Origin of the sequence: Chelatococcus composti, from assembly GCF_014201415.1 — a bacterium.
Classification (GTDB): Bacteria; Pseudomonadota; Alphaproteobacteria; order Rhizobiales; family Beijerinckiaceae; genus Chelatococcus_A; species Chelatococcus_A composti.
The window spans coordinates 276,885-290,448 of record NZ_JACHEH010000002.1 but is presented as its reverse complement, the minus strand read 5'-3'; the positions used below and the strand labels follow the sequence as shown (position 1 = coordinate 290,448).

Genomic DNA, 13,564 nt, shown 5'->3' with positions numbered 1-13,564 from the left:
GCTGTACGAAATGCAGGGAGCGCCGCGGCAGGGACATCATGACGGGCAGAATCAGGAGCGGAGCGGGACGGGACGGTGCCAACCAGGCAGAGGCGGCCGAGCGGCCCGCCGCGCGCTTCACGGCCTTCGGCCTCGCGGCCGAGGCGGAGCCGCTCGCGCCGGGGCTTCATCTCGTCGCGACGCCCATCGGCAACCTGAAGGACATCTCCTTCCGCGCGCTCGGCACGCTGGCGGCGGCCGACGCGATTCTCGCCGAGGACACGCGGGTGACGAAAACCCTGCTCGCCCACTACGGCATCACGACGCCGCTCATCGCCTATCATGAACACAACGCGGCGCAGATGCGCCCGCGCATCCTCGCCCGGCTCAAGGCCGGCGAGGCCCTGGCGCTCGTCTCGGACGCGGGCACGCCGCTTGTCTCTGACCCCGGCTACAAGCTCGTCGAGGCCGTGCTGGCGGAGAACATCCCCGTCACCACCGTGCCTGGCCCCTCGGCCGTGCTGACGGCCCTCGTCGTCTCCGGCCTGCCGACGGATCGCTTCTTCTTCGAGGGCTTCCTGCCGGCGAAGAGCGCCGCGCGGCGCGCGCGCCTCGCCGAGATCGGCGGCATTCCGGGCACGCTCGTGTTCTTCGAATCACCCCGCCGTCTCGCCGAGATGCTGGCGGATGCGGCGGCCGTGCTCGGGGACCGGCCGGCGGCGGTGGCGCGGGAACTGACCAAGCTCTACGAGACCGTGCGGCGCGGCTCGCTCCCCGCGCTTGCGGCCGAGTTCGGGGCCGAGCCGCCGCCCAAGGGCGAGATCGTGGTGCTCATCGGCCAGCCTGTCGCTGCGGAGCGCCACAGCGAGGCGGATCTCGACAAGATGCTCAGGGAGGCACTCGCCGGCCATTCGCTGAAGGACGCGGTGGCGCTCGTTGCCGGTGCCACGGGCCTGCCCAGGCGCGAGGTCTACCAGCGCGCGCTGAAGCTCGGCGAGGCCGACACATGAACAGGGCGCCGACAAGCCGGCAGGCCAAGGCGCAGCGGACGGGGCTGCGCGCCGAGGCGCTGGCCGCGCTCGTCCTCGTTCTCAAGGGCTACCGCATTGTCGCCCGCCGATATGCCGCTGCCGGCGGCGAGATAGACCTCATCGCCCGCCGCGGCGACACGGTGGCTTTCGTCGAGGTCAAGGCGCGCGCCCAGCTGGAGGATGCCCATGCCGCCATCTCGCAGCAGAAGGCGGCGCGCATGGCGCGCTGCGTGCGCCACTGGCTGGCGCGCAACCCGTGGGCGGCGGGGCTGACGCTGCGCTGCGACGCCGTCTTTCTTGCTCCGCGGCGCCTGCCGCGGCACGTGCCGGCCGTCCTTTCCCTCGCCATTGATTGAAGACGGGGTGCTTGCCTTCGTGCGCGCCCTCGCGCATGGATCGGGGCCACGCCATATAGGGCTGGCTTGGAGAAAGGACACGGACCATGGGCCTCACCGTTGCCGTGCAGATGGATCCCATCGAGCGCATCAACATCGCCGGCGACACCACCTTTGCCCTGATGCTCGAGGCACAGGCGCGCGGGCACGACCTGCTCTACTACACGCCCGACACGCTCTCGATGCGTGACGGGATGGTCACGGCCAGGGCCTTTCCGGTGCGTGTGCGCGACATCGTCGGGGAGCATGCCAGCCTCGGCGAGCCGGAGCGGCTCGACCTGTCGCGGGTCGACGTGATCCTCTTGCGCCAGGACCCGCCCTTCGACCTTGCCTACATCTCGACGACGCACATGCTGGAGCGCCTGCATCCGAAGACGCTCGTGGTCAACGACCCCGCCCATGTGCGCAATGCGCCCGAAAAACTCTTCGTCACCGAGTTTCCGCACCTGATGCCGCCGACGCTCATCACACGCGACAGGGAGGAGATCGAGGCCTTCCGCCGCGAGATGGGTGAGATCGTCATGAAGCCGCTCTACGGCCACGGTGGCGCGGCCGTGCTGCGCGTGACGCGAGACGACCCGAACTTCGGCTCGCTCTACGACCTCTTCGCCGCCACCTTCCGGGAGCCCTGGGTCGTCCAGCGCTTTCTTCCGCAGGTGAAGGAGGGCGACAAGCGCATCATCCTCGTCGACGGCGAGGCGGCCGGCGCCGTCAACCGCGTGCCGGCGGAGAACGACATCCGCTCCAACATGGTGCGCGGCGGCGCGGCCAAGCCGACAGACCTGACGGAGCGTGAGCGCGAAATCTGCGAGACCATCGGTCCGGCGCTGCGGGAGCGGGGCCTGGTGCTCGTCGGTATCGACGTGATCGACGGGTTGCTCACCGAGATCAACGTCACCTCGCCCACGGGCATCCGCGCCATCAAGCGCCTCGGCGGGCCGGATCTCGCAGTGACGGTGTGGGACGCGATCGAGCGGCGGCGCGGCGCCTGACCGCGCCGCGGGGAGCCCTGCGCCGGCCGTTCAGGCGCGTGCGAGGCGGGTTTCCAGGGCGGGGCCGCGCGCCAGCGTCTGGTAGACGACGCAATAGCGTTCGGTGAGCTTCAGCAGCTGGTCGAGCTTTTCCTGCGGCGCGTCCGTGTCGACTGAAAAGCGCAGGCGGATGGCCTTGAAGCCGACCGGCGCCTCCTTGTCGACGCCGAGCGTGCCGCGGAAGTCGAGGTCCCCCTCGGCCTCCACCGTGCCGGAGCGCAGCGGGATCTCGAGCGCCGTCGCGACGGCCTTGAGGGTGACGCCGGCGCAGGCCACGAGGGCCTCCAGCAGCATGTCTCCCGAGCACAGCTCGAGGCCGCTGCCGCCCGTCGCCGGATGGAGGCCCGCCACGGCCAGGGCGCGGCCGGTCTCGACCTTGCAGGCGATGTTCGTGTCGTCCAGGGTGCCGCGCGCCTTGAGTGTGACGAGTGCGGCGGCGGGATTCTCGCGGTAGGTGTTCTTGAGCGGCGCCTGGAGGGCGCGAAGCGACTGGGCGTCCATGGGGCTTCCTCGTCGTCTGTGGGTGCCGCCGGCGAGCCGGCCTGCGCGGGGTGCCCTCGTGTGCGCCGGGCGGATGCGGACGTCAAGAAGGCTTGCAGGCCGTGCCCATCGGCCAGCCGTGTGCTATGTGCGCGGGCGACGAGGCAGGAGAGCCATCGGGCATGGATCACAGAACGGGACCCACCTACGGTCCGGAGGACATCGCGGCCGAGGTCGCGGCGCTGGAGGCGCAGCACGGCCACGACCGCGACCGCCTGCGGAAGGAGCTCATCGCCTGCCTCTCCGCCGGGCTTGCCAAGGGCCGCGCAGCGGCGGAGGAGAGGCTTCTCGCCGAGCAGGACGGGCTCGCCTGCGCCCGGCGGCTGTGCGCCCTCATGGATGCCGTGGTCAAGGCGGTGTATGGCGTCGTGGTGCGCCACTTCTACCGGGCGGACAACCCCTCGACGGGCGAGCGCCTCGCCGTCGTCGCGACCGGCGGCTACGGCCGCGGCACGATGGCGCCGGGCTCGGACGTCGACCTGCTCTTCCTCCTGCCCTACAAGCAGACGGCCTGGAGCGAGAGCGTCGTGGAGGCGATGCTCTACATCCTGTGGGATCTGAGGCTCAAGGTCGGCCACGCCACGCGCTCGGTGGACGATTGCCTGCGCGAGGCACGGGCGGACATGACGATCCGCACGGCACTGCTGGAGACGCGCTACCTCATCGGTGAGAAGCCGCTCTACGAGGATTTCCTGAAGCGGTTCGACGCCGAGGTCATCGAGGGCACCGCGCAGGCCTTCGTCGAGGCAAAGCTCGCCGAGCGGGATGCACGCATCTCGCAGCGCGGCGCCTCGCGCTATCTCGTCGAGCCCAACGTCAAGGAGGGCAAGGGCGGCCTGCGCGACCTCAACACGCTGTTCTGGATCGCCAAGTACGTCTACCGCGTGCGCGACCAGCGCCAGCTCGTCAAGGCGGGCCTGTTCACCCAGGCCGAGTACAAGCTCTTCCACCGCTGCGAGGAGTTTCTCTGGCGGGTACGCTGTCACATGCATTTCGCCACCGGACGGGCGGAGGAGCGCCTGTCCTTCGACCTGCAGCGCGTTATCGCGCAGCGCATCGGCTATGGTGCCCATGGCGGGCTCTCCGCCGTCGAGCGCTTCATGAAGCGCTACTTCCTCGTCGCCAAGGACGTGGGCGACCTGACGGCCATCGTCTGCGCGGCGTTGGAGGCGCGGCAGGAGAAGCCGCGCGCCATGCTCGACCGCTTCGTGCGCCGCCTGCGCGGGCAGCGGCGCCAGACGCTCGGGGTGCCGGGCTTCGCCATCGAGAACAATCGCATCACGGTGGTGGACGAGGAAGTCTTCCGCCGTGACCCGGTCAACCTCATCCGCCTGTTCTGGCTGGCTGACAGGCACAACCTCGCCATTCATCCCGACGCGAGCCGCCTCGCCACCCGCTCGCTCAAGCTCATCGACCGCTCTGTGCGCGAGGATCCGGAGGCAAACCGCCTCTTTCTCGACATCCTCACCTCGCGCAACGCGCCGGAGGTTGTGCTGAGGCGCATGAACGAGGTCGGCGTGCTCGGCCGCCTCGTGCCGGACTTCGGCCGCATCGTCGCGATGATGCAGTTCAACATGTACCACCACTACACGGTGGACGAGCACCTGCTGCGCGCCGTCGGCGTCCTCGCCGAGATCGAGGCGGGGCGGCTCGAGGCCGAGCATCCGCTCGCCAACAGCATCATCGGCAGCATCCGCCACCGGCGGGTGCTCTATGTGGCGGTGTTCCTGCACGACATCGCCAAGGGCCGCGACGAGGACCATTCCATCGCCGGGGCGCGCGTCGCCCGCCGGCTCGGCAGGCGCTTCGGTCTCGACGAGGGCGAGATCGACACGCTCGCCTGGCTTGTGGAAAACCACCTCGTCATGTCCACCGTCGCCCAGAGCCGCGACCTGGCGGATCCGCGCACCATTGCCGACTTCGCCTCGCTCGTGCAGACGATGGAGCGGCTCAAGCTGCTGCTTATCCTCACCGTCGCCGACATCAAGGCCGTGGGGCCTGGTGTGTGGAACGGGTGGAAGGGCGAGCTGCTGCGCCAGCTCTATTACGAGACGGAGCTGGTGCTGTCCGGAGGCCACTCGGGCGTCGGCCAGGCAGAGCGCGTGCGCCGTGCCCAGGCCGCCCTGCGCGAGGCCCTGCCCGACTGGACGGACAAGGCCTTCGAGGCCTATGCGGGGCGCCACTACCCCGCCTACTGGCTCAAGGTGGAGCTGCCGCGCCGCGTGAAGCACGCCCGCTTCCTCGCGGCGGCCGAGGCGCGCGGCGACACGACGGCCACGGCGGTGGAGACGGACCGCTTCCGCGGCGTGACGGAGCTGACCGTGCTCGTCCCGGACCATCCGCGCCTTCTCGCCATCATCACTGGTGCCTGCGCTTCTGCCGGCGGCAATATCGTCGATGCGCAGATCTTCACGACCACCGACGGACTGGCGCTCGACACCATCTTCGTCTCGCGCGCCTTCGTCGAGGACGAGGACGAACTGCGCCGGGGCGAGCGCATCGCGCTCGCCATCGAGCGGGCGCTGAAGGGCGAGGTGCGCATCGCCGACCTGGTCGATTCCAGGCGGCCGTCGTCGGCGCGCGAGCGCATGCGCGCCTTTCACGTGCCGCCGGAGGTGGCCCTCGACAACAGGCTCTCACAGCGCCACACGGTCATCGAGGTCTCCTGCCTCGACCGGCCGGGGCTGCTCTACGATCTCACGACGGCGCTCGGCAAGCTCAACCTCAACATCGGTTCCGCCCACATCGCCACCTTCGGCGAGAAGGCGGTGGACGTGTTCTACGTGACGGATCTCACGGGGGCGAAAATCGTCAGCGGCAGCCGTCAGGCAGCCATCCGGCGCACGCTGATGGAAGTGCTCCGCAACGAGGACGACGGCCAGGGAGCAGGGCGCGGCGAAGCGGCGCGTGCAAGGCCAAGTCCTTGATTTTTGCACTGCAAGGCCTGATATCCCGCTCAATAGCATTCAAGCCAGCAACGGAACAGCATGACCCAGAAGCCGACCCGACCCGAGGTGGTCGACGAGACCCTTGACGCGGCCGATGCTCCTGAGAATGCGGCGCCGGAGCAAGAGCAAGCCGAGGGCGAGACGCTCGAAGACCTTGTCAACGAGCGCGACGACCTCAAGGACAAGCTGCTGCGCGCGCTTGCGGAGATGGAGAACCTGCGTCGGCGTACCGAGCGCGAGGTGGCGGATGCGCGTGCCTACGGCATCGCCGGCTTCGCCCGCGACATGCTGACGGTCGCCGACAACATCCAGCGTGCGCTGGAGAGCTTGCCGGCGGAGCTGCGCGACAATGAGGCCATCAAGCCCTTCGTCGAGGGCGTGGAGCTGACCGAGCGCGACTTTCTCAAGACGCTCGAGCGCCACGGCGTGAGAAAGCTGGTGCCCCAGGGCGAGCGCTTCGATCCCAACCTGCATCAGGCCATGTTCGAGGTGCCGGACACGAGCGTGCCCAACGGCACCGTCGTCCAGGTGGTGCAGGCCGGCTTCGTGATCGGCGAGCGTGTGCTGCGGCCGGCTCTCGTTGGCGTCTCCAAGGGCGGCCCGAAGCCGGGCAGTGCCGAGAGCGGTCCCGCAGCGCCGGCCGACGAACCCAAGCCCAACTGAGGATCGTCCGGCATCCGCCGGGCGAGTCATTCCGCGGCCAGCCTCACGAGCCCATCGACAGGCCGGCCGCGATGGCGCGTGCGCGTTTCTCCAGGTCGCCGCGCTGCTTCTCCCGCGCCATGACGACGAGGCGCAGGTAGTGGGAGCGCTCGAAGCGCACGATCTGCATCAGGAACAGGCGGTGCCTGGTGCGTATGTCGTCGGCGGTGGCGACGATCTCGTGCATCGGCACGCCGTTCTCGTCCCGCCCCTCGATGCGCTGGATGGCGACGTTGTTGATCCCGGGCAGGGTGGCGAAGGCTTGCTTGGCGAAGCGGTCCTGCTCTAGCGTGCCGGGAATGGCCGCCTCCCCCGAGGAGATGATGATGAGCGGCTGCTCGGCCTCGCGCACCACGTCCTTGGGGCCCTGCGTCATGAGCACGCTGTTGCCGGTGGCGACGCGCACGACACGGAAGCCGGCGAGATCGCCCAGGCGGAACGGCAGCGAGGCGAGCTGCTCCTCGACGCCGGGCGGCGGGCGGAACGCGACCGTCTTGAGGCTCTTCTCGATGGTCGCGCTGTCATAGCCGGCGGTCGTCGCCGGTGCCTGCACCGTCACGAGCGCGGTGGTCTTGCCGTTGGTCGCCACCAGGATCCACTTGTCGAAGACGGCTGTGCCCTGCTTCTGGGCGCCTTCGACGAGAAAGGCCTTGATGTCCTTGCCGAGGGGGAAGGGGGCGCGCTTGCGCACGGTGACGCCCTGGCTGCTGAGCGCCTCGGCATCAAAGCCTTTCTCGATATCGGCATAGGCTTCCGCAGGCATCTCGACGATGACGATGCTGGCGCCGGCGTTTTCGTCGACATAGCCCGAGAACTGGGTAGCCGGCTTCATCGACGGCGGCGGCTCGAAACCGATGCTGAGGCCCGGCAGGAAGGGCGGCTCGGCGGCGCGCGCCGGCGGCGCGGCCGTCAGTCCCGCGAGCACCACCAGGGCCATCATGACAAGACGCGGCAACAGGGATGCCATACGCTCATTCTCCTCACACGGGCAGGCAGCAGGTCGGCGCTGCTGTTCCATGGCGCGTTCGGTCAGGGCCGCGTGACACGGCGCAGGGTCAGATTGATCCGCCCCGGTTCCCGGAGCAAGGTCGAAGTGCCGGGCATGATCCGGTCGATGCCGTGGAAGGCCAGCCGCGCCGGTCCGCCGAAGAGCAGCGCGTCGCCGGAGGAAAGGCGCAGCGAGACTGTGGCGTCGCGCCGGCTGGTGCCGCCGATGCGAAACAGCGCGGTGTCGCCCAGCGACAGAGACAGGACCGGGGCGTCGAAGTCCTCCTCGTCCCTGTCCTGATGCAGGCCCATGCGCGTGCCGGGGCCGTAGAAATTGACGAGGCACGCTTCCGGCGGGTGCGGATAGCCGGATAGCGCCTGCCATGTCTCGACGAGGACGGCGGGCATGGGGGGCCACGGCCGGCCGGTCTCCGGGTGGGTCCGCTGATAGCGGTAGCCGGCCTTGTCCGACACCCAGCCGAGGCTGCCGCAGTTCGTCATGCGCACCGAGAAGGGCTTGCCGGTGCGCGGCATGCAGGGCGTGTAGAATGGAGCCTCGCGCACCACCTCGCGCAGGGCGGTGACGAGGGCCTCCTGCGCCGGTCGGTCGAGGTAGCCGGGCCAGTGCATCACGCCCGGCCGCAGTTCCAGCGCCTGTGTCATCCCCCTCGCAATCGGGTCTCAGCCCTTGAGCACGTCCTTCGATTCTACCGTCGTGTCAGCCCGCAGGCGATAGACGAGCGGCTCGCCCGTGGCGAGCTCCAGCGTCGGGATGGTCTCGGGCGTCAGCCGGTCGAGCACCATCACCAGGGCGCGCAGGCTGTTGCCGTGGGCGGCGACGAGCACTTTCTCGCCGCGCATCACGCGCGGCAGGATCTCGCCGATGTAATAGGGCAGCACGCGGGCGGCAGTGTCCTTCAGGCTCTCGCCGCCGGGCGGGGGCACGTCGTAGGAGCGGCGCCAGATGTGCACCTGCTCCTCGCCCCAGCGCTTGCGCGCATCATCCTTGTTGAGGCCGGAGAGCTCGCCATAGTCGCGCTCGTTGAGCGCCTGGTCGCGGATGGTCGTGAGGTTCTGCTGGCCGAGCTCCTCGAGGATCAGGCGGCAGGTGTGCTGGGCGCGGGTGAGCGCTGAGGTGAAGGCCACATCGAAGGACAGGCCGAGCGCCTTGAGGCGCTGGCCGGCAGCCCTGGCCTCGGCCACGCCCTGCTCGGTGAGGTCCGGGTCCTTCCAGCCGGTGAAGAGATTTTTCAGGTTCCAGTCGCTCTGGCCGTGGCGGACGAGGACGAGAAGGCGCTCCATGGGGATCTCCGGATCGGGGTGGGCTTACAGCGCTGAGATGCCGAGCACGTCGGTCATGGCGTAGAGGCCGGGCGGCCGCTCGCGCGCCCACAGCGCCGCGCGCACGGCGCCGCGGGCGAAGAGCGCCCGGTCGTCGGCCTTGTGGGTGAGTTCGATGCGCTCGCCGTCGCCGGCGAAGATGACGGTGTGCTCGCCGATGACGGAGCCGCCGCGCAAGGTGGCGAAGCCGATGTCGCCGGCCCGGCGTGCGCCCGTGTGGCCGTCGCGCACGCGCACGGCGGTATCCTTGAGGCTCACCGCACGCCCCTCGGCGGCAGCGGCGCCGAGCATCAGGGCCGTGCCGGAGGGCGCGTCCACCTTCATGCGGTGGTGCATCTCCAGCACCTCGATGTCGAATTCCGGCCCGAGCGTCGCCGCCACGCGGCGCACCAGCGCCGTCAGCAGGTTGACGCCGAGGCTCATGTTGCCGGACTGGACGAGCGGTATCCTGCGCGCTGCCTCGGCGAGCGCGGCCAGGTCCGCCTCCGACAGGCCGGTCGTACCGACCACGTGGACGATGCCGGCTTCCGCTGCGGCGCGGGCGAAGGCGACGGTAGCCGCCGGGGCGGTGAAGTCGATGACGCCGTCCGCATCCGCGAAGGCTTCATCCACATTGCTCGTCACGGGGACGCCGAGGGCGCCCGTACCGGCGAGGTCGCCCGCATCCCTGCCGAGGAAGGGCGAACCCTCGCGCTCGACGGCGGCCGCCAGCACAGTCCCCGGTGTCTCGTGCACGGCCTTGACGAGCAAGCGCCCCATGCGTCCGGCTGCTCCGACGACGACGAGTCGCATGTCGCCCATGGTCTTTCTCCCGTGCTGCCGGCGCCCTGCGCCCGGTCGTGGCCGGTGGTATAGCGGCGCGGGCAGCCCGCGCCAAGACCGGGGCGCCAAGACGGGGGCGCCAAGACCGGGGCTTTGCGCCCATGGTAACGGTGCCTAGCGTCACTTCTGCTCCGGATCAGGCGAGCGCCAGCACCATAGCCACGCGGCGGGCGAGATCGTGGCCGTGTCGGGCCTCTTCGGCCAACTGCTCACGCAGGAAGGACGGCAGCTCGTCCCACATCATCTCGCGAAAGCCGAGTGAAGCGTAGTAGGGACCGTTCCACGCGATGTCGCGATAGGTGGTCAGCGTCAGCCCGCCCTAGCCCTGGCGGCAAGCCTTCGCACGAACGGCGGCGATGAGGGCGCGGCCGAGGCCGCGCCCCTGGTGCGGCTGGGCGACCGAGACCTCTCCGATATGAATCATGTTGCCGCTCGGCCGGGCGAGGATGAAGCCGACGGGTCGATCGTCCGCATCGGTCGCGACCCAATGCCAGCCGAGATACCGAGCGTGGCTCTCGACGGGCAAGCGCGGCTGATCGGCGATCCAGGCAAGATCGCTCGCGCGGAAGCGTTCGCCGGCGGAGCGTTCCACGTCCGGCAGGTGGCAGAGGTCAGCGGCCTGCGTCGGTCTGATCCGGTAGGGTGCCGGCGCGCCCGGTTCATCCGTCGGACGGCTGCGGTCCCTCATAGCCCTCGATGATGATGACGTCGGCGACAGCGTGTCCGTCGCGCTTGGCCTTGGCGGCCTGGTACTCGGGCGAGTGCCAGCAGGCGAGCGCGGCCTCCTTGTCCGGGAACTCGATGACGACGTTGCGCTCGCGGGCGCTGCCCTCCACCGTCTCGAAGGGGCCGCCGCGCACGAGGAAGCGTGCCCCGTACTTGCGGAAGGCCTCGCCATTGGCGGCGACATAGGCCTTGTAGGCTTCCGGGTTCTCGACGTCGACGCGGACGATCCAGTAGGCTTTTGCCATTCCTTCCTCCCTCATGCGGTCAGGTTTGCGGAGATCTCGGCCACAATCGCCTCGGCTGCGGCACGCGGGTCGCTCGCGGCGGTGACGGGGCGGCCGACGACGAGATGATCTGCCCCGGCGCGGATCGCCTCGCCCGGCGTCATCACGCGCTTCTGGTCGCCCACGGCGCTGCCGGCCGGGCGGACGCCGGGCGTGACGAGTAGCATCGAGGGGCCGAGCGCGGCGCGCATGGCGGCCGCCTCGTGCGGTGAGAGGATAAGGCCGTCGATGCCGATGTCCCTGGCCTGGCCGGCACGGCGGCGCACGGTCTCTGCGACGCCTTCGGCATAGCCGGCGGCGGCGAGGTCCGCATCGTCGTAGGAGGTCATCACGGTGACGGCGAGAAGCTTCAGCCCCGAGCCGGCCCTGCCGGCATGGGCGGCGCGCATCGTCTGGGGGTAGCCGTGGACGGTGAGCAGGTGGACGCCGAGCTGCGCTACCTGCGCCGTCGCGCGCTCGACGGTGTTGGGAATGTCATGCAGCTTGAGGTCGAGGAAGACCTTCTTACCGGCCGTCACCAGCCGCTCCGCGACGGCGAGGCCGCCGCCGCCGTACACCAGCTCCATGCCGATCTTGTAGAAGCTGACGGCATCGCCCAGCCGTTCGACCAGCGCCAGGGCCTCGTCGGCGCTCGGCACGTCGAGCGCGGTGATCAGGCGATCGCGGGCGTTCGTCTGCATGGACGTATCCTTTACGGCTGGTCGAAGGGGTTGGGCCGTGTAGCACTTCCCGCGCTCCGCTGTCGAAGGAGATTGTCGGGAAGACGGGGGCGGCGCGTCCGGGAGAATCCTCGCGCTCGGCGCGCAGGGCGGCGCACCCGGGCGGGACGGGCAGCGGCAGACACGCGCTATGCCTGGCGCGCGCGGTAGACCCAGACGCGGGCCGGCGGCAGGTTCCACCACACGCGGTTGGAGGCGGTCGCCGTATAATGGGTCGCGTCCTTGGGGATGGGCGGCACGACCGCATAGGTGAACTGGACGAACGGCGCCGAGGGATGCATGAGGCTGAAGGCGTCGTTCAGCAGTGCCACGCGCACGTGCAGCGGCTTGGTGAAGAGCGGCAGGCTCGAGACAACCGCAGCGGCGGGCTGCGAGGCGATGTCGCCGAGGGTGTCCGCCAGCCGGTAGGCGTCGCCCTCCACGATGGTGGCCGCCGGAAAGCGGCGCCGCAGGAGCTTGCAGAAATCGGGGTTGAACTCGACGAGGACGAGGCGCTCGGGCGCCACGCCGCGTCGGATGAGTGCGTCGGTAACAGGCCCCGTCCCCGGGCCGAGCTCGATGACGGGGCCGTCGAAAGCAGGGTCGACGTAGCTTGCCATCGTGCGGGCGAGCAGTCGTCCAGAGGGGCTGACGGCACCGGTGACGAACGGGCGCTCGACCCACGATTTCAGGAAGCGGGCCTCGTCTTCAAGCGGGGGCTTGTCCTCGCGACGGCGCAGCTCAACCACGGATCAGCACTTTCCGGTCTTTATAGAACGCACAATAGCTGGAACAGCCCGCTGGCATGGTCAAGTGCCCAGTGATCAGGCATTGCCGCTGACGCCGCCACCGAAGCCTTCGAAGAAATCCTTGACGCGCGAGAAGAAGCCCGTGCTCTCCGGGTGAGTCTCGCGCGAGCATTCCTCCTCGAACTCCATGAGAAGCTCGCGCTGGCGCTTGGTGAGCTTCTGCGGCGTCTCGACCACCACCTGGATGTAGAGATCACCGTACTCGCGCGAGCGCAGCACCGGCATGCCCTTGCCCTTGAGGCGGAACTGCTTACCGGTCTGGGTGCCCTCGGGCACCTTCACCCGCGCCTCGCCACCGTCGACTGTCGGCACGTCGAACTCGCCGCCGAGTGCGGCCGTGACCATCGAGATGGGCACGCGGCAAAACAGGTCCGCCCCGTCGCGCTGGTAGATGGGGTGGGGCTTGATCGACAGGAAGATGTAGAGGTCGCCGCTGGGGCCGCCGCGCAGGCCGGCCTCGCCCTCGCCCGCCAGGCGGATGCGCGTGCCGTCCTCCACCCCCGGCGGGATGTTGACGGACAGCGTGCGCTCGCGCGTGACGCGCCCGGAGCCCGAGCAGGCCGGGCACGGGTCGTCGATGACTTCGCCGCGGCCGTGGCAGGCCGGGCAGGTCCGCTCGATGGCGAAGAAGCCCTGCGAGGCACGCACGCGCCCGTAGCCGGCGCAGGTGGGGCACTGGCGCGGGCGCGAGCCCGGCCTGGCGCCGGAGCCGTCGCAGGCGTCGCAGACGATGGAGGTCGGGAGCGTGATGGTCGCGGTCTTGCCCTTGTAGGCATCCTCGAGGGTGATCTCGAGGTTGTAGCGCATGTCGGCGCCCCGCTCGCGCCCGCCGCCGGTGGCGCCACGGCCGCGGCCGGCGCGGCCCATGAAGTCGCCGAACAGGTCGTCGAAGATGTCGGCCATCGAGGACGCGAAGTCGGCGCCGAAGCCGTGCGCGCCATTCATGCCACCGCCGGGCTCGAAGGCGGCGTGGCCGTAGCGGTCGTAGGCCGCGCGCTTCTGCGGATCCTTCAGCGTCTCGTAGGCCTCGTTGATCTCCTTGAACCGCGCCTCGGCGGTCTTGTCGCCGGGGTTGCGGTCGGGATGATAGCGCATGGCGAGCTTGCGAAAGGCGCTCTTGAGCTCGCTGTCGGAAGCGCCACGCTCAACGCCGAGGATTTCGTAATAGTCCGCCTTGGCCATGCGACCTCGTCCTCGAAGATCGAACCGGGCCGATCTCTTGGGCCATTCCCGCGCGGGCAAGATTCCGGTGCGCGGGAGCTGAACTCAAC

Annotated in this window: 15 protein-coding genes; 5 read left to right on the top strand and 10 right to left on the bottom strand. The window is 69.7% G+C overall.

Going from position 1 to position 13,564, the window contains the following annotated elements; translation table 11 throughout:
- Positions 1-38: 38 nt before the first annotated feature.
- From rsmI to gshB, 3 genes are all read left to right on the top strand, one after another.
- Entirely contained in the window at positions 39-989 is a 951-nt protein-coding gene (rsmI, locus tag HNQ73_RS04675) for a 16S rRNA (cytidine(1402)-2'-O)-methyltransferase (RefSeq protein ID WP_210304934.1), read from the top strand.
- The gene (locus HNQ73_RS04670; RefSeq protein ID WP_183332745.1) at positions 986-1,366 is read left to right on the top strand and encodes a YraN family protein; all 381 of its coding nucleotides are present in this window, start codon (positions 986-988) and stop codon (positions 1,364-1,366) included. Before rsmI ends, HNQ73_RS04670 begins: the two co-directional genes overlap by 4 nt.
- Positions 1,367-1,452: 86 nt before the next feature.
- Positions 1,453-2,397, top strand: a complete 945-nt coding sequence (gene gshB, locus HNQ73_RS04665) for a glutathione synthase (protein WP_183332743.1) — start codon at positions 1,453-1,455, stop codon at positions 2,395-2,397.
- Between the two features lie 30 nt (positions 2,398-2,427).
- Here the strand turns inward: gshB and HNQ73_RS04660 are convergent, their stop codons facing one another.
- Positions 2,428-2,937, bottom strand: a complete 510-nt coding sequence (locus tag HNQ73_RS04660) for an OsmC family protein (RefSeq protein WP_183332741.1) — start codon at positions 2,935-2,937, stop codon at positions 2,428-2,430.
- A gap of 161 nt (positions 2,938-3,098) precedes the next feature.
- On the opposite strand from HNQ73_RS04660, the gene HNQ73_RS04655 reads away from it, so the two are divergent.
- Positions 3,099-5,903 (top strand): [protein-PII] uridylyltransferase, encoded by a 2,805-nt coding sequence (locus HNQ73_RS04655; RefSeq protein ID WP_183332739.1) that lies wholly within the window; start codon positions 3,099-3,101, stop codon positions 5,901-5,903.
- Positions 5,904-5,963: 60 nt separating this feature from the next.
- Positions 5,964-6,587: a nucleotide exchange factor GrpE gene (gene grpE / locus HNQ73_RS04650; protein ID WP_183332737.1), complete on the top strand. Its 624-nt coding sequence runs from the start codon at positions 5,964-5,966 to the stop codon at positions 6,585-6,587.
- A gap of 43 nt (positions 6,588-6,630) precedes the next feature.
- Here the strand turns inward: grpE and HNQ73_RS04645 are convergent, their stop codons facing one another.
- The 9 genes from HNQ73_RS04645 to dnaJ all read right to left on the bottom strand — a co-directional run bounded on the left by HNQ73_RS04645 (position 6,631) and on the right by dnaJ (position 13,475).
- Positions 6,631-7,593, bottom strand: a complete 963-nt coding sequence (locus HNQ73_RS04645; RefSeq protein ID WP_183332735.1) for a hypothetical protein — start codon at positions 7,591-7,593, stop codon at positions 6,631-6,633.
- Positions 7,594-7,655: 62 nt separating this feature from the next.
- Positions 7,656-8,276 carry an alpha-ketoglutarate-dependent dioxygenase AlkB family protein gene (locus HNQ73_RS04640; protein ID WP_183332734.1) on the bottom strand — a complete coding sequence of 207 codons (621 nt, stop codon included), beginning with the start codon at positions 8,274-8,276 and terminating at the stop codon, positions 7,656-7,658.
- 18 nt (positions 8,277-8,294) lie between these two features.
- Positions 8,295-8,915 (bottom strand): 2,3-bisphosphoglycerate-dependent phosphoglycerate mutase, encoded by a 621-nt coding sequence (locus HNQ73_RS04635; protein ID WP_183332732.1) that lies wholly within the window; start codon positions 8,913-8,915, stop codon positions 8,295-8,297.
- Between the two features lie 24 nt (positions 8,916-8,939).
- The gene (gene dapB / locus HNQ73_RS04630; protein WP_183333326.1) at positions 8,940-9,746 is read right to left on the bottom strand and encodes a 4-hydroxy-tetrahydrodipicolinate reductase; all 807 of its coding nucleotides are present in this window, start codon (positions 9,744-9,746) and stop codon (positions 8,940-8,942) included.
- A 349-nt stretch (positions 9,747-10,095) separates the two neighbouring features.
- Positions 10,096-10,464: a GNAT family N-acetyltransferase gene (locus HNQ73_RS04625; RefSeq protein ID WP_210304933.1), complete on the bottom strand. Its 369-nt coding sequence runs from the start codon at positions 10,462-10,464 to the stop codon at positions 10,096-10,098.
- The gene (locus HNQ73_RS04620; RefSeq protein WP_183332730.1) at positions 10,436-10,747 is read right to left on the bottom strand and encodes a DUF1330 domain-containing protein; all 312 of its coding nucleotides are present in this window, start codon (positions 10,745-10,747) and stop codon (positions 10,436-10,438) included. Before HNQ73_RS04620 ends, HNQ73_RS04625 begins: the two co-directional genes overlap by 29 nt.
- An 11-nt stretch (positions 10,748-10,758) precedes the next feature.
- Positions 10,759-11,466, bottom strand: a complete 708-nt coding sequence (pyrF, locus tag HNQ73_RS04615) for an orotidine-5'-phosphate decarboxylase (protein ID WP_183332728.1) — start codon at positions 11,464-11,466, stop codon at positions 10,759-10,761.
- Between the two features lie 167 nt (positions 11,467-11,633).
- Positions 11,634-12,233: a class I SAM-dependent methyltransferase gene (locus HNQ73_RS04610; RefSeq protein ID WP_183332726.1), complete on the bottom strand. Its 600-nt coding sequence runs from the start codon at positions 12,231-12,233 to the stop codon at positions 11,634-11,636.
- Between the two features lie 75 nt (positions 12,234-12,308).
- The gene (gene dnaJ, locus HNQ73_RS04605) at positions 12,309-13,475 is read right to left on the bottom strand and encodes a molecular chaperone DnaJ (protein WP_183332724.1); all 1,167 of its coding nucleotides are present in this window, start codon (positions 13,473-13,475) and stop codon (positions 12,309-12,311) included.
- Positions 13,476-13,564: the final 89 nt, after the last annotated feature.